Genomic DNA, 23,515 nt, shown 5'->3' with positions numbered 1-23,515 from the left:
AATTTTTATGGTTTCCGATTAGAAGTCCGATTTAGAATTCGAATCTTCAGAACCAAATTATAGTTTGTAACAATCTTCACGAAAAACCTACTTATATACAAAGCCTTTTCTTAAATTCAATCCATTAACTAAAATCTACCACCATGGGCAGTTTCCTTTTAATTCCGTTAGTATTTGTTGGACTCATTATTCTTTTTTCATCCCTTTTCATCGTAAAACAGCAGACTGCAGTTATTATTGAGCGTTTTGGTAAATTTCAAAGCATTCGGCATTCAGGACTGCATATAAAAATTCCTCTGGTAGATCGCATTGCGGCACGATTGGGATTAAAAATCCAACAGCTGGACGTCGTTGTAGAGACCAAGACATTGGACGATGTTTTTGTGAAGCTGAAGGTGTCCGTACAATATGTAGTCTTGCGGGAAAAGGTATATGATGCGTTCTATAAGCTGGAATATCCCCATGACCAAATAACTTCCTTTGTATTTGACGTGGTAAGGGCCGAGGTGCCCAAAATGAAATTGGACGATGTTTTCGTGAAGAAGGATGACATTGCCATTGCAGTTAAGCGTGAACTTCAGGAATATATGTCCGAGTATGGATATGACATCATTAAGACCTTGGTAACCGACATTGATCCGGATGCGCAGGTAAAAGAAGCCATGAACCGTATTAACGCCTCCGAACGGGAAAAAATCGCGGCACAGTTCGAGGGAGATGCCGCCCGGATATTAATCGTTGAAAAAGCCAAGGCCGAAGCAGAAAGCAAACGATTACAAGGCCAAGGTATTGCGGATCAACGCAGGGAGATTGCACGAGGTCTTGAGGAATCAGTTGAGGTACTGAACAAGGTGGGTATCAATTCACAGGAAGCTTCCGCACTCATCGTGGTAACACAACATTACGACACATTGCAGTCCATTGGCGAGGAGACCAATACCAATCTGATCTTATTGCCCAATTCTCCCCAAGCTGGTAGTGACATGCTCAATAATATGGTGGCCTCTTTTACGGCCAGCAACATGATCGGGGAGCAGATGAAAAAGACAAATCCCAAGAAGGGACCGACAGGTAAATAATGTTCCTTAAAAAAGGCAGGGTAAACCCTGCCTTTTTTATTGCCCAGTCAGCTTTCAAAAATATTGGCCGATGCCGAATACAATTCCGTTAGTGGCATTATTTCCAATGCCAAAACCGTAATCCAACCGGAATACCGCATTGAAAATCCGCTTGTGAATAAAACGAATGCCCAGTCCAGGATACAACCTTGTGGAGGATCCATCGAACAACTGTGAGAAATCCTCTCCCGGAGTTCTCCAGGAACCCGCATCCACAAAGGCATTTCCCTGTACCACAAACCAGCCCTTTTCGTAAAATGTATGCCTGTACTCCGTATTTAATACAATGGCCGCAGTTCCTCTATCCACAGTATTTCCGACTCCACGGATATTAAGTTGATTATCCAAGGTAAAAGGGGCAAAGGGAGAATCCTCATTTCCAATGGCTGCCGCCAATCGAAATCTACTCGCCCAATTCCCACCTTTTCCCAGTTTTTTATAGTATATAAAATCATTTCTAAGAGATAGAAACGATTTTAAAAAACTCTCGGCCGGTTCATCTCCGCTTAAGAATTGAATATACTGTCCAGTAAACTCGTTCAACACCCCATCAAAATATTGATAGTCAATATCCAAATCAACGTATCTGTACGCCAACCTATAATTTATTTTGTCCGCTTCCAATTCCAGAGGTCTATTGGGTATGGGATCTTCCCCCTCAAATAGATATGATTCCTTAACCAAACTGGCGCCAATCTCTGCTTCGTGGTTAAAGTTAAAGGAGAATATGAACTTTCCTTCGAACATCTCCGAATTGAATCTGTAGTTCTTATCGCCTTCCGCAAAAAATATAGGTTCCTGGGTCGTTACGTCTTGATAACTAAACCCAATACCTATCTTATCACTGAACAAAAATGGATGCTCCCAGAAAAAGCCATAGGAATTAAAAACGTTCCTTTCATAAAACCCTCCCAAAAGTTGATTGTTTCCAAAAAGATTGAACTCAAAAGCAGAGACTCTATAGGCAAAACTGCCATCGTTCGCGGTGGCTATCCTAAGACCGGGAATAAGTGTAAAGTTTTCTTCAATGTTATATTTTACAATCACATTGTCTTTTTCCTTTCTTAATTCATGGGCGGCATTGGCAATACCAGGAAGACGTTTCAAACGCTCAATATCCCCAACTACTTTGAGCGAATCGTAGGGAGTCCCGGGCCTCACTTTTACCAAACGTCTCAAGAAGGACTCCTTGGTCCGTTTTAATCCCGTAAACTCAAGTTCCGTCACCATTATCTCTTGGGTATGTCCCAAGGTTGTGCCCACCAAAAAAAACAACACTAGTAACTTCTTCATCTGCAAGGGATATACATCGATAGCTAAAACGATGCATGGTCATGTATCCCTAAGACGAGTAAAAAGGGCATTCCATACAAAATTCGGAAGATTTTAATCCAATCCCGAATATAAACTGCCTAGGAAGGTTATTCTGGGATGGGCCAAGGAAAACTACGGGCAAGTTGAAAAATGGCTGTAAAACCCTTTAAAACAAGTCGATTTCAATCGAAAATACCGATTGATATATTTGATAAAATAAGAAATATTTATACTACTTATTCTGATCAATTTTGGCCCAGGTATCGCGTAAAGGAACTGTTCGGTTGAACACTAATATTTCTGCGTTGGAATCAGGATCCACATTAAAATAGCCCAAGCGTTGAAATTGAAACCTATCCCCGGCCGTTGCATTTTTTAAGCTTGGTTCCAAATAGCCTCTTACCTTTTGAAGTGAATCGCGATTAATGAATTCCATAAAATCCTTATCCTTTTGAGTATCCGGACTCTCGTGAGTAAAAAGGCGATCATATAAGCGCACTTCGGCCTCTATGGCATGTTTTATTGAAACCCAATGAAGTGTGCCTTTTACTTTTCGCAAACTCTCCTCGGTACCGCTCCCACTTTTACTTTTGGGGTCATAAGTGCATTGAACTTCCGTAATGTTCCCGTCTGCATCCTTGGTGCAACTTTCTGCCTTGATGATATATGCATTTTTAAGGCGCACTTCACCCCCAATTTTTAGTCTGAAGAATTTTCGGTTGGCCTCTTCCCGAAAATCAGCCTTCTCTATATAAATCACTTTTGAAAAAGGCACCTTTCTACTTCCCGCAGATTCATCCTCAGGATTGTTCTCGGCATCCAACCACTCTTCCTTGTCTTCCTCATAATTGGTAATCACCACTTTTAAAGGATCCAAAACCGCCATAACTCTTGGTGCAATTTTGTTCAGGTGCTCCCTTACATGAAATTCCAACAAGGATACATCTACCAAGTTATCCCTTTTTGCTATTCCAATGGTTTCCACGAAGCTGCGAATGGACTCTGGAGTATAGCCACGCCGACGCAATCCGGAAATCGTGGGCATTCGGGGGTCGTCCCATCCATCTACCACGCCTTTCTCTACCAATTGCAATAGTTTTCGCTTGCTGACCACTGTATGACTCAAGTTCCTACGGGCAAATTCACGTTGTTTGGGGCGGACCTTTTTGGCATCTACTACTTGATCCAAAAACCAATCATAAAGCTCACGATGCGGCAAGAATTCCAAGGTACACAAGGAATGGGACACCTGTTCCACATAGTCGCTCTCCCCATGCGTCCAATCGTACATGGGATAAATACACCAATCGGTATTTGTTCTATGATGCGCCTTTTTCAGTATTCGGTACATAATCGGATCCCGCATCAGCATATTAGGAGAGCTCATATCTATTTTTGCACGAAGCACATGGGTGCCTTCTCCAAAATCCCCATCTTTCATTCCACGGAACAACTCTAAATTTTCCGCGACCGACCGATCGCGATAAGGACTATCGGTTCCTGGTTCCGTAGGAGTCCCTTTTTGAATGGCAATCTCTTCTGAAGATTGACTATCTACATAGGCCTTTCCCGCTTTTATTAGTTCAACCGCCCAATCATATAATTGCTGGAAATAATCAGAAGCATACCTTTCGGTATCCCAAGTATAGCCCAGCCACTCAACATCCCGCTTAATGGCATCCACATACTCCTGTTCCTCTTTGGCGGGGTTTGTGTCATCAAATCTTAAATTAACAGGGGCATTGTAGCGAAGTCCGAGTCCAAAATTGAGGCAAATGGAACTTGCATGTCCAATATGGAGATACCCATTGGGTTCCGGCGGAAACCGAAAGCGCAAAGCCCCATTGGGAAAGCCCTTGTCAAGGTCTTCCTCGATGATATGCTCTATGAAATTCAGGGATTTGGTCGTCTCGTCCATACCACGCTCATTTTGGAAGCACAAAAGTAGGAAAAATGCCTTTAGTACAGGGCACTAAAAGCGATCACCTTGCGAATATCCAGTTTCACAACATATTTAATCCACCCTACAACATTAAATTCCCAGCGACTCAATTATATGACATATTTGTTGTTGAATACTATGGAATTGTCAGAAATACGGGGCATTGCCAAGACCATTGTTTTAATAACCATGGATACAGTGAACTTATCGAACATTACATAAGACGATAAGCTCCAAAGTCCCTTAAACGACAACTACTTATGAAACTTAAACTTTTGTCCCATCCGTACAGCCTATTGGCTTTGTTTCTTTTGCTTTGTGTATCGCAAGTTTCTGCACAAATTGCAATCAATGCACCGGAACCTGCCGACAACCCCAACCTACCAGGCGACTCTAAAGGTTACACCATATGTGCAAACGCCGGTTTTAACCAATTTTACGCAAATGTTAGCTGGGCCGGCAATCCCAATGCAGGCAATGAATTCATCTTGGAACTTTCCGATGCCAGTGGTGATTTCGCCAATCCCGTAGAATTAGCCCGGAGCGCAGATGAAGTTGCGGTTCAAAATCCTGGATTTGAATTTTCCATTCCAACAGATACCAGAGGACAGGGGTATCGTTTACGAGTAAGGAGCACCAATCCCGAAAGTACCAGTCCCGCCTCTGACCCCTATAATATGTATTATATGGACTTTACGACCAATCTTCATATAAGTCCTAACGGGGATGGTACAACGCCGGGGACTCTACAGGTATGTAATGGGGATTCCGTGACATTCACAGTGGACAACATTCCATTGGCCGTTCGTGATACCTACCAGTATATTTGGTATCGTAGCGGATCACCCATCATTGGCGAAAGAGGTGCTTCTTTGACTACTTCTACCACGGGAATATATTTTGCTTTAATCGATTACGGGCCAGAATGCTCAGGTGCAGCGAGCACCGAATCCAATATTATTGACATAAACACCGGTACAAGCACTAGTATCGCTATAAATCCGCCATCAAAAACAGCCTTGTGTAGTGGGGAAACAGAAACCCTGACTTCTACTATTACCGATGGAGCCTACTCCTATCAATGGTTTAAGGATGGTGTGGTAATAGCGGATGCGACATTCACTTCATATACCGTAGACGCCTCTGGACCAGGTTTTGAAGGGGATTATCAAATTGAAGTTTCAGGATCCGGAATTTGTACGGAATTATCCTCATCGGTCACCATGACCAATGTAGGGGCATTTACCGTTACAAGGGATAACCCGGCCAATATGGTCATTCTGCCAGGCCAGACCCAAACCTTAAGCGTAACTACGGATGCCAATACCCCTACATTTCAATGGTATAGGAACAGCAATCCAATAGGAGGTGCTACAGGCAGTTCCTTTGATGCCACTGAGACCGGAACCTACTATGCCCAGGTCACCCAAACGGGCGGTGCATGCACCTCCACGACCATAAGCAGTGCCTCTACCACCATAGTCTCTCCTATTTCCTTTGAAGCGACAATCGACTATGCCGATGCCTATACGGCCTGTGAAAACACCAGTATTGTGTTGGAAGTCAGTAGCATTAATGCGGTTCTTGCCGATAGTAGTACCCTAGATGTCACCTCACAATTGGCATCCCAATTTATCTATCGCTGGCGTAGGGATGGTGCGTTACTCTCTGGAGAGACCTCTGGGAACATCAGCCTTACCAACCCTTCGGAAAATGGAAGTTATACCCTGGAAGGAGCTTTGGAAGATAATACCATCTTCACCGAAGCTCTCTCGGTGCAGCTGTTATCTTCGGAAATCTTGGAAATAAGCACAACAAACACCGTTTTTTGCAGCGGCTCGGAGCAAATTACCCTGAGTACCACAACCGACCTTACCGGAGAAAGTTTTGAATGGCAAAGGGATGGCGGCTCAATCAATACCACAGATACTTCGTTGGACATTGATCAACCAGGGACATACCGTTTGGTACTCAGCCGTAGCGGTTGTCCGTTGACCTCCAATGAAATCACAATTTCGCCTTTGGACCCAAATCTAATTGCCTTGGATCCTTCCGGTGACATTATTTTCCCCGAAGGAACTTCGAGAACGGTTACGGCGAGTGGTGGTACCGCATATCGCTGGTACGATGCCAATAATGTAGAAATAAGCAACGGCGCTTCAGCAACGTTTACTACTGAAGGGACTTATATGCTTATAGCCAATATTGATAATTGTGAAGTGGCGCGGGAAATCAATGTGGCGTATTTGGACACTTTCAAGGTACCCAATGTTATAACCCCTAACGCAGATGGATTTAATGATCAGTGGATACTGCCTAATTCCTATTCAAATCAATCTGACGTAAGTGTCATCATATACAATGACAAAGGAATAGAACTCATAAACGAGATTGGTTACCAAAACGATTGGCCATCATCCTCAATGAGTTTTCCAAGGCAAAATATGGTTTTTTACTATATCATAAAAAACGCAAACGAGACCCTTAAACAGGGTACGATAACCGTTATCCGTTAACCGCAAATGAGAATTAATAGATTATTTGTATCATTTCTGATAGCCCTACTGGCGTTAGCAAAAATCAATGCGCAAGAAGAGAATCCCGTACTAACGTACGAGGTGCCTTCCCAAAACTTATTGCGCTTCAATCGATTTTTAATAAACCCAACTTTCTCCACGGTTAGGGAGGATAAATCATACATTAATCTATTGCACAGAAACCAATCGGTACAATTCGATGATAACCTGCAGAACTACTTTTTAAGCTATAGCGGTAGAATCAGTGATCGTACAGGTTTAGGTCTAAGTTTATATTCTCAAAGGGTAGGGCCCATAGATAACATTGGGGTCTTGGCCAACTATGCATACGGAATAAAATTGAGCGACAAAAGCAACTTTACTTTTGGTGCAAACGTGGCCTACTACAGTAGTGGTCTAAATCGAAATAGGACATCCACCGTTGAGGATGATCCATTTCTTAATGGGTTCCAAGATGAAAGTCTGCTATCGTTTCAACCCGGATTCAATATTTCCTATGGACAATTTGATTTTGGTGCCTTTGCCGAAAACCTTTTTGACTATAACCTTAAAACGAACACCTCCGTAACGGAATTTAATGAAAAAACCTATTCCGGGCACCTGCAATATACCCATGAGTTTAAAAATGGCGACGGGGTTTTTGAGAACGGGAGACTTATGCCTTTGGCGCGGACACGCTTGGTAGGTGGGGAAGACCTCACTTTTGGAGGTAGCCTAATCCTAGATTTACCAAGAATCGGTTGGTTACAGGGAGGCTACGATAGTTTTTATGGAGCCTCTGCAGGAATTGGGTTTAATTTAAACCGTAGGCTTTCCCTGGGGTATACCATGGAAAAGGGACTATCCACGGATTTTGATAATTTGGGAGTTACCCATGAAATCTCCTTCGCCTATTCCATTACCCCAAATCTAACAGAAGACCGTGTGATGTTAGAAGACAATGGAAATGAGCTAGTAGAGAACGAAGAGCCACAAGTAGAAGACGTGGCCACCAGTGATGAAATTAATGAGTTAAAACGAAAGCTTGCTGAAAATGATGCCATCATTGAGGAATTAATGTTCCGTCAAGACTCCTTGGAGGCCGGCCGACAAAAAGACTTGGAGCGTCGCTTTGAAATGGTCATGCGGATGGTACGAAATGAGACTAAAGGAGAGCGTCCGGACTTGGAAAAACGAGCTGAAGAACTATTTCTGACAGGCCGTGATAGACCTACTAGTGTCACGGGCAACACTGAGGCCACCCAAAATATACCGAATAGCACAAATATCCAAAAATCCCAACCGACCGGTGCTGTTGCCCTAACGCCGAACAACTCATCCAAAAAAGATGTTTTGGCAAGCACGACCAAACAAGATAAGACTCTAATAGTTGGTTCTGGAAAAACACAAGTCAAACCCAATTCCCCTGTGACAGGTAAGGAAAGTGTGAAAAGTCGAAAATTCAACAATCTGGACGGCGTTTCGGACGGGTACTATGTAGTTGCTAATGTTTACAAGGGTACTGCTTATATGGAGAAATTTATGGATAGGCTCTCTGAACAAGGTCTTGAACCGGACTATATAGACAATCCCAATAACGGACTTAAGTACGTATTCCTAAAGCGTTATGACACATGGGATGATGCGCTTGCAGCTTACAATAACAATTTGAACGGAGAATACGATCAAGCAATGTGGATAATGAATGTAGACAACCGCTACTCTAACGAAGCGTACGCAGAAAATGTAAATAAAATCAAGGAGAAATCATCCCAATATGGGACGGATGTCCTTCAAAAGAATGTGGTGGTCAAGGACAACATGGCCACTAACGAAACTTCCCCCAAAACCCTTAGAACCAAGGGTATAGGCGCTGGCTATTACCTTATAGCCAATGTGTTTTCCAATCCGAAAAATGCCAATCGGTTTGTTAAGCTTTTAAATTCCTATGGACTTAGTGCCAGTTATTTCATCAACCCGGAAAATAACTGGAGGTATGTATACCTAAAACGACACGAGTCCTGGAACAACGCCTTAATCTCTTATTATTCCAAACTGAACGATTCGTATGATGACAAAATGTGGATTATGCGCGTCACCCCAAACTTAATAACTTAATGAGCCAAAAGTTTTTTCTTTATAAAAAACTTCTACCATTTTATTACTTCTTTTTAGGCGCGTTCTTTTACACGAATGCCCAGGAGGCAGTACCTTTTACTCCTAGATTAAATGGTGGAAATATTGAAATAAGAGGGGATATCATTTTTGTGGGAAACAATATCCTTAACCGGGCAACGGAAACTAATCCTGGCCAGGCCAACACTCCGTATAATGGTTCGGCGAACAACAACTCCCTTTGGATGGAGTATATTGATATCGATAGCGATGCCTCAACCTTTAGTTCCAGTAGTGCGGAATTAAATATTGCAGATCCCGCTTGTTCACAAGTAAGGTATGCCGGATTGTATTGGGCCGCAACCTACCCCAATGAACGGAGTGATAGTAGCCAGCCTTTCAATGGAACCCCCAGAATAGAAGATTGGTTCAATATTAAATTCCAAATACCCGGGGGTACATATGTGGATTTAACCGCTGATACAGCCGCCGATCCCGTAGGACAAGAAGACGACATTATTTTTGATGGATATAACTACACTAACATCAACAATTCTTTTAAGGATTCACCCTATATCTGTTACAAGAACGTAACGGATCTGGTGCGTTCCAACACCAATCCCAATGGTGAATATACCGTAGCCAACGTAAGAGCTACTAAGGGCCGAAGAAACGGATCCAGTTCAGCCGGTTGGGTCATGGTCATAATTTATGAAAACCCCAATGAATCCGGCAAATTCATATCTACTTTTGATGGTTATGCAGGTCTTTCCGGATCTGTGGGTAACGTGGATGTGGCTGTAAATGGCTTTAGAACTTTACCTGCTCCCTTCCCTGTAAGGGCCCGTGTTGGAGTAGGAAGTCTTGAAGGTGATAGGGGTATACGGAATGATAGATTTTTTATTCGGGCCAATTCCGTTGGGTCTTTTACGAATTTGTCCACTGGTCTCAATCCTGCAAACAATTTTTTCAATTCAACAATTACCACCAATGGACTTGAGGTTCCCACTAGAACGCCCTACGGCACAAATACATTGGGAACGGACCTAGATCTCTTTAATCTGAACAATCCCAATGAATCTGTTCTTCCCAATGACGAGTCGGGTGCAACTTTGAGATTTACCTCTACAGGAGATGGCTATGGCGCATTTTTGGCCTCCTTTTCCGTAGAGATTATTGAGCCGAACATTGTTCTGGAAAAGCGGGTAGAAGATATAGGAGGGAACGACATCACAGGCATGGGCGTTAATCTAGGCCAAACCTTGGATTATGTGCTTTCCTTTAGGAATCTAGGGAACGATAATGCCACTGGGTATACCATACGTGACGTTCTCCCTGTAAATACAACCTTTGTGAGCACTGACTTAAGTGGGGCTCCCGGGGTTACACACTCCCATGATGTGGCTACCAACGCCGTAACTTTTAATGTTCCAGATAACCTTGTGGAGATCGGGGATCCTGTGTATACAATTCGCTTACGGGTAACCGTGGCAGAAAATTGTTTCGACTTTGTGGATGCCTGTACGGATCTTATTGAAAACCTTGGATACTCCACCTATCGCGGAGATATTAACAGTGCCGTTATTTCCGACGACCCAAGTGTTTCCGATTTTGACAACTGTGGTTTTGTAACCCCAGGAGCCACCAATTTTTTGTTGGACGACCTTTCGGATTGTAATTTTAACCGTACCGTTGAACTTTGTGGGGCTGACGTCCTTTTGGATGCCGGGGACGGATTTGATGCCTACATCTGGGTTAGGGATGATAATGGAAATGGCCAGCTGGACCCCACAGACACTATATTGAACGATGGTGACCCTGATAATGATCCAAGTACGCTATTGGTGGATGATATCGGCACTTACATTGTGGATAAACAGGTTGCCGACCCTTGTAAGGGATTTAAAGAAATCATTACCGTAGAACGTTTTGGAACCACTCAGACCAATCCCATAGTAGATTACTTTAATGCTCTTAATAATGACACGGACCCGACCAATGATGTACAGGGAGAAATTGTACAATGTAGTATTGACGGGGATTTTTTGCCCAAAATATTCCTTTGCGGTTCCAATGATTCACAAGCCATACAAATCAACATAACGGATGCCCAAAGTTTGGTTTGGGAACAATTGGATGAAGGAAGCTGCACCGCCGCACCTGACGATTGTGCAAACAAGAACCTCACCTGTACTTGGAATCAAGTAGCCACGGGCAATAACTTTAACGCAAACGCCGAGGGAAAATATAGGTTGGTCATCAACTATCAGAACGGATGCTTTAGCCGTTTCTATTTTGATGTATTTCAGAATAATCTGGACATCCAATACAATAGCAGCGATATTGTTTGTGCCACCGACGGGAACATTACTATCACGAATCTGGGGAACAACTACGGATACCAATTGATAGACCATGCCAATAGTTCCATTTTAGTTCCTTTTGGAACAAATACCACAGGGAGCTTTGACTTCACCTCTGGTCAGAATGGATCCTATAGGGTAGAAGTGGTACAACTGGATATTGCCGGTGATCCGATTCCGGGCGCATGTATTTTTAGCACACCGCCCATAGGGATTCTAGATCGTAATTTTACCGTGGATATAGAGACCACACCAGCAAACTGCAACGACCAGGGCACTATACAAATAGACGTACTTAACGTTCTTCCAAATTATAGCTATGTATTGAGAAGGTCGGATGGAACGTTCATAGATGACGAAACCGCTCAGCCCGATAATACGCATACTTTTACCGTAAATCCAGGGGATTACATCATAGAGACGTCCACGGATGACGGTTGTTCGGATATCCAAAACGTAACCGTTGGCAGAATCCCAGATCCAACACTTTCGGCTCTGACTACTGCAGATATTGGATGTACGGCAGGAACCATAGAATTGACCCGTACCGGAGGACAAGGAAACCCTGATTTCCTGTATGCTATCTGGAGCAAGGACGGCGTGGATCGGTATTCGGATATAGCCTCCATTCCTGCAGATGCCTATCAGGTCGGCGCTACTTTTTACTTTGGATGGCGTGATGATGATGGCGACGGAACGGATGAATACATCCCCAATGAAGATGGGACTTATGAATTCATAATTATCGATGCCAATAACTGTTCCGCTATATCCAATCCCGTCACCATAAATGACCAAGGAACAATGACGGCTTCCGTGCCAACACCAGTGGATGTTTCCTGTGGAGGGGGCAGTGATGGCGAAATCAATATTGTTGCGCTCAACGGGATACCGCCTTATCAATACAGTATCGATGGAGGAACCAATTTTGGGGCCACAGCCTCATTTGTAAACCTTCCTGTAGGAAACTATGATGTAGTTGTTCAGGATGATTCAGGGTGTGAGGTAACCTTTACACATACCATCAATGAGCCTTTTCCGTTATCCGCCTCAGCGGGAGTCTCCCGGGATGCGACTTGCGACCCTAATGGTGCAGAGGTCCGTGTAACGAATGTTACCGGCGGAACTTCTCCTTATGAATACAGTTTTGATGGGGGTGCCAACTATGGAGCCACTAGTATTGCTGTTTTACCTCCCGGAAGTTATACGGTAATTGTGAGGGATGCCAATAATTGTACCTTCCCCATGGCAGTAACCGTTGAGAATGAACCAATGCCTCCAGTGGTCACCTTGACCCCTGCAGTGGACTATAACTGTAATGGTACCGGAAACATTACTGCCACACCGGATATTGCCACCTACGATTATACGTATGAATTGGACGGTGTTCCAAACACCCCGCCTACGAGCAATGTTTTTCCGAATATAGGCCCCGGGACATATACCGTAAGAACTATTTATACCTCTCAGACCCCACCAACACCTAGTCTGCTATTAAGTGAAGATTTTGGAGCAGGGGCAACTATTCCAAGTCCCAACACAAATGGCTATAACTATGAGGATCAAACCAATAATCCACCTGGAGATGCCAACAGCAATATTAATGATTTTGAGTATTCGGTAACCAGTGATGTTGTTGCCCCATTCGGGACTTGGGTAAGTCCAATAGATCATACTACCGGAACCAGGGCTAGTCAAGGACGGTATTTGGTTATGAACGTGGGAACGCCAACCCCGACCCAGATTATCTATTCAAAACAAATCAATGACATTGTACCCAATCGGGATTTAACCGTTTCGTTGTACATCATGAATCTTTTGAGACAGGGAACTTCTGGACTAGATCCCGATCTTACTATTGAAATACGCGAGGTGGGAACAGGTACTATTGTTCAATCTATAAGAACAGGAACGATTTCCAAGAATACGGGCAATACGGACTGGAGGTTTCGTACAGTAGACTTGAATCCTGGTGCAAATACTTCCTTGGAATTTGTTATCCGGTCCGAGATTTCAGGGAATGGAGGAAATGATTTTGCATTGGATGATATCGAAATTTTCCAAGTACCCGAAGTTTGTTCCCAATTTGTGGAGACCCCGGTTACAGTTGTCGCCGGCAACATTTTTGCCGCCAATGTAACGGCATCGGTCAATGCCAGTTGTAATGGGCTGTCCGATGGGACTATAACTTTTGACGTCGAGAATTTTGACGGTACTGCAGGATTCGATTATTCCGTAGATGGCGGCACAAATTGGATCAACTCAACTACCTCTCCGGTAACTACAGCAGCTATTTTCGGAGTTGGCACACATCGCATAGATATTAGAAAGGCGGATGAAACGACCTGTACCACCTTTGTGGAGGAGACCATTACAGAGCCCAGCTCTGTTGTTGCCAGTGCCAGCATTACAACTGTCCTGACCTGTACAAACGGTGGGGCTACTATTACGGCCAATGCATCCGGGGGAACACCTAACTATGTATATCAATTGGAGGATACAGGTGGTTCAGTAATCGGGGCCTTTGATTTTGCTACAAATGGTGCCAATACTGTTTTTTCCGGTCTTTCTGCAGGAGATTATATTGTTCGTGTAAGGGATACCAACAACTGCGAGGATGCCATTGATACTGCCCTAACCGTTGCGGCCACTAACAATGTAGTGTTCAACCTTACCCCAACAGCTTGCTACTCTGGAAGCAATGATGCCACCATTCAAGTGGATGTTACCGATGGAAATGGCGATTATCAGTTTAGCATCAACAGTGGGCCCTGGTTAACTCCTTCGCCAACGACAGCAACTTCCTATACTTTCCAAAACCTGGCCAATGGAACCTATACCGTGGATGTACAAGACGGCTTTGGTTGTGCCGGGGTACAACAAAATATTACCATAGACCCTCAATTAACCGTTACCGCATCCGCTCCAAATATCACGGCCTGTGGAACGGATACCGATATTACTATTTCCGCCAGTGGAGGGGATACCAATTACGTTTATGCTGTGGTTACCAATGGAACTGCCGTTAACGATGGTGATTTTGGTTCGACCAATCCGGTTACGGTCACAACAGCTGGTGCTTATGACATTTATGTGAGGGACAATAACGGGAATCCTGGATATTGTTCGGCCACGTACCCCTTGACCATTGTACAAGATCCGGCCATGAACATTACCGCCACACCAACGGCCATTAGCTGCTTTGGTGGAACGGATGGTGCTATTTCGATTGTTGTAAATTCAGGAGGAAGCGCTCCTTTTACCTATAGCATTGATGGCGGTACCAATTATGTAATTGGAAATAGTTTCCCAAATTTGGCCGCTGGCACTTATCCTGTACGTGTTCGCGACTCCAATGGATGTGAAACGCCTGTAATCAACACCGGGGTAACCGAACCTGCCCAACTTGCTGGGGAAGCAGCTATAACACAGGTCTTTACCTGTGCCCAATTGGGTCATATTACCGTGGGAAGTGTTACGGCCACTTCCGGCGGTTCGGGAGATTATCAATACAGTATTAATGGAGGGGCATGGACCCCATCTACAACCGGAGGCCATACTTTTACCGATTTGACCGATGGAACATACAGTATACGTATTCGGGATGCCAATGCAATCCCCTGTGAAATTACCCTTCCGGATGTAACCATCGATCCATTGCCCATAGAGCCTGTTTTAAGTACTTCCATAAGCTACAATTGCGATGGTAGCGGAAATATAACCATAACCCCTTTTGACGCTGCGTACACTTATATTCTTGATGGTGTTTTGCCAGGACAAACAGGTGCAGGAAGTAACGTGTTTAACAATGTAGCGGTAGGTAGTCATACCATTACCGTTGATTATGGAAGTAGCTGTTCAGTTGATGCAACAGTAATCGTTGCGGATGGAAATGCTTTTGAGGCTTCAATCATAGCGTTTGATAACCTGGGTTGTAATCTTGACGCTTCCGGTACGATTACGTTATCGGCCAACAATTTTGGTGCCGGCGGATACGAGTACAGCTTGAACGGGGGAGCATTTGTTGGTCCTTTCACGGCAGATGAACAAATTACCGGACTCACCGCCCAGGCTTATGCCATTGTAGTTCGCGATGTGGACAACCCGATTGCAGGTTGCACGGTTAACCTGAGCCAGACCTTAACGGAACCAGCACCGATAGTCGCCTCAGCAAGCATTACGGAGCCCCTTACCTGTGCCAATGGTGGGGCTACCATTACGGCCAGTGCCTTAGGCGGGACGCCAACCTATGTTTACCAATTGGAAGACAACGGTGGAGTGGTAATCGGTAGCTTCGATTTTGCAACAAACGGGGCCAATACCGTCTTTTCGGGTCTTGCCGCAGGTAATTATATTATTCGGGCAAGGGATACCAACAATTGCGAGGATGCCATCAACACAGCGCTAACGGTGGTTGGTACTACTCCGGTGACATTCAATCTTACACCAACACCTTGTTATTTAGGGGACAACAATGCCACGATTCAGGTAGATATTACTGCTGGAAATGGCAATTATGAGTTAAGCATAAATGGCGGGCCATGGATTGCGCCTCCTTCGGTCAATGCCACAACTCACTTATTTGAAAATTTAACGAACGGCTCGTATACCATAAATGTTAGGGATGCCTACGGATGTATCGGCACTCCTCAAAATCTGACCATAAATCCCGTAATAAATGCAACGGTTGATGTTGTGGATATTAGCTCCTGTTCTAATGGAATTATTACCGTAAATGCCTCGGGCGGTGATGGCAATTTGGTCTATGCTTTTGTGTCAAATGGAACTCCTGTTGCCTCAGGTGATTTCGGACCAGGCAATACCTACACGGTTACTACAGGAAATGACGGTATGTACGATGTCTACGTTTGGGACAATAACGCCGCAAATCCACATTGTGAATTTCTGGAAACAGTGACCGTTGATCCTGCAGTCCCACTGACCTTCACGGCAACGCCGACTGATCCGGAATGTCACGACGGAACCGGTTCAATAGCCGTTTCCATAACCTCCGGAGAGGGTTCTTATACTATTGAAATCATCGATTTGGACAATGGGGGCGCTTCCAATCAAACCAATACCAATGTGGTTACCACAAACCAGACCTATTTCAATCTGGCTCCGGGAGACTATACGATCAATGTAACCGATGCCAACGGATGTCTGGTCGCCGACACACCAATCTCTATAAACAATCCCGATGAACTAACGGCAACCGTTCAGGGTATTGTCCCCGGAAATTGTACGGGAAACATCAATGATTTTGGAATTGAGTTTAGCGGCTACCCGACCACCTTGGGAACCATCCAGTTTAGCGCCGATGGCGGAACATCATGGCCAGCGGATAACTCCGTTCCCGGAACATCGGATCAGATTACAGGATTTAATCCCGGAGACACTGTATTTCCGTCGCTTCGAACGATTGATGGCTCGTCAAATACCGTATGCCAAACAGATTTACCTCCATTTATCATTCCCTATCCGTTGGATGATTTGGACATCAATGTGATACCCATAGTAATAGATTGTAACACCTTGGAGGTAGCCGTACAAGGTACTGCCGGTTTGCCGGGATATGAATACGCCTATTCCGAAGATCCCGCAAATTTTGATCCTACTACAGCGGTATGGCAACCTGGGGGAACATTGGACACCTCCAACAATCCCGTACCCGCTGGACATGGCAGGTATACGTGGACGGGGCTAATCCCTGGAAGGACCTATGTGTTCTATGTACGCGATTCATCCGGACCTCCGGCATGTGTTCGCCAAAGTAGCGTAAATGTTAATGTTGAGGCACCGCCGCCAGTTCAAATAGATGCATCAGTTACGCCAACTTGTAATGGACAGACCAATGGTCAAATAACCTTTACGGTAACAGAAACCAACCCTGGAGAACTTGGCGGTAGTTTTAATTGGGAGTTGTTCCGGGTGGGAACACCGGCACACACTTCTGTTGCCACAGGTAGCGAACCCACCTTTACTACCGGTGACTCATTTACCGCGCCAAGCACGGCAATTCTAGCTCCTGGGGAATATTTTGTGGAAATTACCGGTCCGGCTCCTAATAATTGTGTAATCGGTAGCGAGAATGTTCTTGTAGAAGAATTGGATCCTATAACCGGAACTCCTAATGTATTGACAGATATTACCTGCGCGAATCCCGGTTTGGTAGAAATCCAGTCCGTTTTCGGAGGAGGAGGAACGTATACCTATACCTTGACCAGCACCAATTTTGTATCAGATATCATAACTACGGATAATCCTGTGGAGGTACCTATTTCCAATTTGGTGGACGCAACAGCCACTCCGTTTAATGTAGATGTAAGTGTGGCCGATCAATATGGCTGTTCAAATGCCTTGGGAACCGTTTCAATGACCATATCACAAAATCCAAGTATAACCAGCATAACCACTTCAAATTGTACTATCCCATTTTCGGTTACTATAAATGCCAGTGGTGGAACCGCTCCATATCTCTATTCCATAGACGGTGGCACTACTTATGTAAGTAACGGCGGTGTTTTCACTAATGTGACCCCTGGGACCTATAATGTGGCCATCATAGATAGTGATGGTTGTACGGATACGGATACCATAGATGTGCATCCCGTATTGGAGGCTGATGTTGACCTCACCAAGCTTCTAGATTGTACAGGTACGCCAGATGCACAGATTACGATCGATGTTACATCCGGTTCGGGAAGTTATGATTACGAAATCACAGACGGTGGAGGAACTGTTGTATCCAGAGCCGCCTTGCCGAGCAATCCCTATGTGTTCAATACCACGGTACCCGAAGACTATGTAATTACGATTTATGATAATAATACTTCTGGTCCTGAATGTAGCAGAGTGTTCCCTATAACTGTTGAACCTGCGGTGATACCCGTCTTTACTGAAACGCATACCGATGTTTCCTGTAATGGTGCTTCGGATGGAACCATCACACTTACCGAAACCCCCAATGGCATCAACCCCTTAACATATACCATTTCGCCTGTTGCGGGAACCTTCAATGCGGCCACTCAAACTTTTGAAAATCTGCCCGATGGTACGTATACAGTAACCGGTACAGGTACTAATAACTGTCCATTTGATATTTCTGGAATCATCATAGGTGAGCCCGCTCCGATTAATATTACGCTAGACCCTGTGGTAGAGTTCGTATGTGCCACCGGCAACAACCCGAATAATGCCAGTATAAGGATCAATGCCGTAAATGGTGGATCCACCACCTATGTAAGGTATGAGTTTATCAATGACCAAGGTACGGCAGGTACGGGTGACGACGTTGTTGTGCAGGACGGAACCAACACCACCTATATAGAAACCGACACCGCCGGAGGTTCCTATATCATTAATGTTTATGATGATAATGGTTGTGTGGGAAGTACAACTGCCGCGATTGCGCCTTTCGTTGAAATTTCCGATCCGACTATTAGTATTACCCAAGATATCACCTGTAACCCTGGCAATGATGCAGAAGTTACTTTGGGCATTACCTTAAACCCATTGGCCGCTACTCCCAATTTACAATATTCGGTTGTTGGAACAGACAACGCCTACAGTGTGCTTAACCAGCCCACGAATGTATTTACGGCATTAGGTGTAGGTAATTATGAAGCTACTGTGACCAACACGGATACAGGATGCTTTGTACAGACTACTTTTGAAATAGAAGATCCGAACAATTTTGAAATCGTTCCGACTGTAGTAGATGTCGTTTGTTTTGGAACCGATGGTTCCGTAAGCTTTACAGTCAATGATCCCGTAAGTCCCTATGCAGGAGGATTTACTTGGCAAATTTATGATTCCCAGGGTACGGCTACCTTGGTCGATGACGCTATAATTGTTGGTGCAAGCGGTACCTCGCTCAATGTAGGGCCTACTACTCCGTTTAATATTGGCGCTGGCGAATATCGTGTAGAAATCACTCAAACGACCGACCCCAACTGTGTCGGCAATGAGCTCTTTACTATCGCCGGACCTAGTGCAACAATTACAGCAAACACGGATATAACCCCAATTACTTGTATAGGGAACGACGGCGTTATCGAAATTATCGATGTACTTGGCGGATGGGGCGGTTATAGTTATTATGTGGGTACTTCGGCTCCGACAGGCGCCGGTGACTATGGGGTTAATCGCCGATTTGAAAACCTTCCTCCAGGCACGTATGAGGCTTGGGTACTCGATGCAAATAGCTGCCAACAACGTGTGCAGAATAACATTGTGCTGGCGGATCCAACACCAATTAGTGCATCCTTACAAATCAATCAACCCAATTGCACCGACTTCGAAGGTGAAATTGAAATCATAAGTGTAGCAAACGGTCAGGGAAGCAATTATACGTACCAATTGATCAAAAACGGGACGCCTACCGGTATCATACAAAACACTCGGGTATTCTCCGGTTTGGATGCCGGAAGCTATCAGGTTCAGGTAACCGATCAATGGACATGTACCTTTACAACAACTCCTGTAGTGTTGTTTGCACCTATCGTCCCCCAAGCGACCATCGTAAAGACCAGGGATTGTTCCGTCTCTCCAGAAGGTGAAATTACGATAACGCAAACTGGAGGTTCAGGTAATTTTGATTACGATGTTACCTATCCTGACGGATTCACTACGGACAACAACACTACAGGCGTCTTTACGGGATTGAACCAAACCGGTGACTATGTATTTACCATTACCGATCAAACCATAGGTCATGCCTGCAGCACTACAATAACACAACGATTGGAAGACCCTGTTTTACCTATTCCAGCTATCGATACCTTTAGCGATGTAACTTGTAATGGTGCAGATGACGGAACCATCTCGGTAAGTGTTATAGATAATGGTGTGGGACCCTATGTTTTCCAAATAACCGCATTGAACGGAGCACCCTTGGGTACTCCTATAAATCCAACTACAAATACCAACTTTACTGCCATTTTTACGGGCTTACCGGGAACTAGTGCGGGCAATGATTATACCATCACGGCTACAGCCGCCAATGATTGTTCAGCGACTATAAATCAGTCGATTACCGAACCGGATGCTATAGTAGTGAATCCTATTGTTCCCGTACCATATGGTTGTACCACGGGCAATAATACCGACCATGCCACCTTAACATTCGCTGGTGCCTCAGGGGGCTCCACTAACTTTGTGCGTTTTGAGTTTGTACGGGATGGAAGTGTTGTTCAAGATGGTACCAATACCACCTATACGGAAACCGACTTGGCGGGTGGAAACTACGACATCAATGTCTATGATGAGAATGGTTGTGTAGGAAGCACAACAGCTACTATCCTGCCATTCGAAGGCATAAGTGACCCTGTAGTCAACACCGCACTTGACGTGACTTGTAATCCGGGGGATGATGCCCAGATTGAGGTTGGCGTTACCGTGAATCCCGGGACCGCCACTCCAAATTTTGAATATACCGTAACCGGAATTAATGTGGTCTACAACCATACCATCACTTCTACCAACAACCCTGAAACCTTTACAGGTCTTGGTGTTGGTAATTATAGTGTTTCCATAACCAATTTGGATACGGGTTGTGTGTTGGAAACCGTACACACTATTGAAGATCCGGACATCATTGAGGTCATTGCAACCAAATTGACCGATGAAGAATGTTTGAACAATGGGGTGGATGATGGAAGCTTTGCGGTTGCCATAAATAATTATACAGGGAATTACGATTATCAAGTATTTGACCAAAACGATATCGCGATAACCGGTGTATTCAGTACCAATACCGCTACTCCTTTAATTATTTCCAATCTTGCAGGAGGCATCTATTATGTAAGTATCACGGAAACGGATGCCCCATTCTGTGTGGAAGATTCCAATAGGATTACCATAACCGCGCCAGATGCCCCAATTACAGCAACCGTAACAGAAGAGGCTAGCGTATCCTGTTCCAATGACCAAGGAAGTATCTTGGTAGACCCAGAAGGTGGTGTAGGCCCTTATACCATTACCATAACTTCTCCATCCCAAACATTTATACAATCGGGGGTAGAGGCCTTTATTTTTGATGGGTTATCAGCAGGTGCTTTTAACATATCGATTACGGATACCATGAGCTGTTTGTATACCGATACCATTACCCTGATACAGCCAGATGACATTAATGCCACCATAGCCAGCACGCCATTGACCTGTTATAATGAAAATACGGCCAGCGTGACAGCTTCGGTGAATTTGAGGAATGTAACCCCAGTTTATGAGCACAGATTAAATCGATATGACGATTTGGCTGGAAGCAATCTTCTACAGACTTCCTCTGCACAAGCTTCGGATACTTTTGTTGGACTTTCTGCAGGATTCTATAGCATTACGGTAACCGATGATGTAGACTGTAGTGATGAAACGTCCATTGTTGAGATTGTTAACCCAACTGAGGTAGAGGCATTTTTAATACGAACCGATCCTTTAACCTGTGCTACAGGTGTAGAATTTGAACTTTCGGCAACCGGCGGTAGCGGTACATATGAATACAGTGCGGACAACATCACCTTTATTCCCATGGGAGGAAACAGCATAAATCTACCCCAAAGCGGTGTATTTGGTGCCGGAACATATCAGTACTATGTGAGGGACGCCATTAATGGATGTGTTTCCGTAGCTTCCAATGAAATAGAGGAAGACCCTATAATTCCATTGACATTGATGCTGGACCAAAGTGCGGCATACATCAACTGTAACGGAGAAAGTACGGCCAGTATTTATGCGGATGCAGATGGAGGGTTGGGCAATTATAGTTATGAACTCTATAGTGATTACAATGGAACGGCCTTAAACCTTGCGGATCGCATTGATGGGCCCAGACCCGATGGTGAATTTACCGGATTGGGTGTAGGCACCTATTGGGTAAACGTGACCAGCGGCGATTGTACAGCGGAACCGCAACAGGTAAATATAACCGAACCCACACCTCTTACATATACTGAGAATGTGGTGGATGTAAGCTGTTTTGGCGAAGATGATGGTACCATAACCGTAACACTTTCCGGTGGTTCCGGAGGATATCAATATGCCATTTCACCTAATCTAAACCAATTTGATACCGAAAACACCTTTACCGATTTGGCACCGGGCACTTATACCGTAATCGCCCAAGATCAAAATGGTTGTTTTGAACAATTGGAATATGTCATCTCCGAACCTACTTTATTGGAAGTTACGGCCATGGCTACTCCTGAAGTATGTGAAGGTGATATGAACGGAATCATAGATCTTACTATTCAAGGTGGTACGGCCCCTTATAGTTCACGATTAAGTAGTGAAACCAACTTTACCTTGGATCAGACCTCGATTACAGGTCTGGCTGCAGGAGGTTACATCATCTTTGTACAAGATGCCAATGGTTGCGAGGCTAACGTCTCCATAACTGTGGATGCAGGGGCCAACCTCAATGCCACTGTGGAACCTGTTTATGAATGTACAGGAGACACACCGAACAATTACGTGAATATTACCTTGGAAGACTCTTCCGTCCTGGGTGACATATTATATGCTATGGATTCAACAGATCCGTTGGATATGCAATTGAACCCGGATTTTAGGGATATTCCTCCTGGGAGCCATTACATTGCCATAGCCCATGCGAATGGTTGTATACGTACTATAGATTTTGAAATTGAAGGTTTTGAGCCATTAACGTTGACGCTGGAGCAGAATAATATTAATGAAATCACGGCGATTGCCAATGGTGGGCTTGAAAATTACACCTTTTATTTTGGTGATGTGAACAATGGAACGGACAATACCTTCTATATAAATAGGACGGATACCTATACTGTTACCGTTATAGACGAAAATGGTTGTGAGGTAGCTGCAGATATCTTTATGGAATTCATAGATATTGAAATACCGAACTTCTTTACGCCGGATGGCGACGGTCTTAATGATTTCTGGACCCCAAGGAACCAAGAGGCCTTCCCCCAGATACTAACCATCATATTTGATCGTTATGGTAGAGAGGTTTACAGAATGGGCCTCAATGATGACCCATGGGATGGGATTTATCAGCAAAGCGAACTCCCGACCGGTGATTACTGGTATGTAATAAAACTCCGTGGGGAGACTGACGACAGGGAGTTTATTGGACATTTTACCCTATATCGATAATCTTAACCTACA

At 44.4% G+C, this 23,515-nt stretch carries 6 protein-coding genes; 4 read left to right on the top strand and 2 right to left on the bottom strand.

Annotation, left to right across the window (positions count from 1 at the left end; translation table 11 throughout):
* Positions 1 to 143 precede the first annotated feature (143 nt).
* Positions 144 to 1,079, top strand: coding sequence for an SPFH domain-containing protein (locus tag ACP2AF_RS04965; RefSeq protein ID WP_425235134.1), 936 nt, complete (start codon positions 144 to 146; stop codon positions 1,077 to 1,079).
* A 54-nt stretch (positions 1,080 to 1,133) separates the two neighbouring features.
* Here ACP2AF_RS04965 and ACP2AF_RS04960 read toward each other — a convergent pair whose 3' ends face one another.
* The gene (locus ACP2AF_RS04960; RefSeq protein ID WP_425235133.1) at positions 1,134 to 2,411 is read right to left on the bottom strand and encodes a POTRA domain-containing protein; all 1,278 of its coding nucleotides are present in this window, start codon (positions 2,409 to 2,411) and stop codon (positions 1,134 to 1,136) included.
* Positions 2,412 to 2,664: 253 nt separating this feature from the next.
* A complete protein-coding gene (locus ACP2AF_RS04955) occupies positions 2,665 to 4,350 on the bottom strand; it encodes a glutamine--tRNA ligase/YqeY domain fusion protein (RefSeq protein WP_425235132.1) in 1,686 nt (561 codons plus the stop codon).
* A 284-nt stretch (positions 4,351 to 4,634) separates the two neighbouring features.
* Here ACP2AF_RS04955 and ACP2AF_RS04950 point away from each other — a divergent pair, with 284 nt between their 5' ends.
* Genes ACP2AF_RS04950 through ACP2AF_RS04940 form a run of 3 tightly spaced genes read left to right on the top strand, consistent with a single transcriptional unit; the run spans position 4,635 to position 23,503 of the window.
* A complete protein-coding gene (locus ACP2AF_RS04950) occupies positions 4,635 to 6,890 on the top strand; it encodes a gliding motility-associated C-terminal domain-containing protein (protein WP_425235131.1) in 2,256 nt (751 codons plus the stop codon).
* Positions 6,891 to 6,896: 6 nt separating this feature from the next.
* Positions 6,897 to 9,008: a PorP/SprF family type IX secretion system membrane protein gene (locus tag ACP2AF_RS04945; RefSeq protein ID WP_425235130.1), complete on the top strand. Its 2,112-nt coding sequence runs from the start codon at positions 6,897 to 6,899 to the stop codon at positions 9,006 to 9,008.
* Positions 9,008 to 23,503: a T9SS type B sorting domain-containing protein gene (locus ACP2AF_RS04940; protein ID WP_425235129.1), complete on the top strand. Its 14,496-nt coding sequence runs from the start codon at positions 9,008 to 9,010 to the stop codon at positions 23,501 to 23,503. Before ACP2AF_RS04945 ends, ACP2AF_RS04940 begins: the two co-directional genes overlap by 1 nt.
* Positions 23,504 to 23,515 lie beyond the last annotated feature (12 nt).

Origin of the sequence: Ulvibacterium sp. (assembly GCF_965248315.1) — a bacterium.
Classification (GTDB): Bacteria; Bacteroidota; Bacteroidia; order Flavobacteriales; family Flavobacteriaceae; genus Ulvibacterium.
The sequence above is the reverse complement of the archived record's forward strand: the minus strand, read 5'-3'. Positions and strand labels throughout refer to the sequence as shown.

Excerpts from the sequence above, each read along its gene's own strand:
- ACP2AF_RS04940 (WP_425235129.1), top strand. The coding sequence starts at position 9,008 with ATGAGCCAAAAGTTTTTTCTTTATAAAAAACTTCTACCATTTTATTAC.
- ACP2AF_RS04965 (WP_425235134.1), top strand. The coding sequence starts at position 144 with ATGGGCAGTTTCCTTTTAATTCCGTTAGTATTTGTTGGACTCATTATT.
- ACP2AF_RS04950 (WP_425235131.1), top strand. The coding sequence starts at position 4,635 with ATGAAACTTAAACTTTTGTCCCATCCGTACAGCCTATTGGCTTTGTTT.
- ACP2AF_RS04945 (WP_425235130.1), top strand. The coding sequence starts at position 6,897 with ATGAGAATTAATAGATTATTTGTATCATTTCTGATAGCCCTACTGGCG.
- ACP2AF_RS04955 (WP_425235132.1), bottom strand. The coding sequence starts at position 4,350 with ATGGACGAGACGACCAAATCCCTGAATTTCATAGAGCATATCATCGAG.
- ACP2AF_RS04960 (WP_425235133.1), bottom strand. The coding sequence starts at position 2,411 with ATGAAGAAGTTACTAGTGTTGTTTTTTTTGGTGGGCACAACCTTGGGA.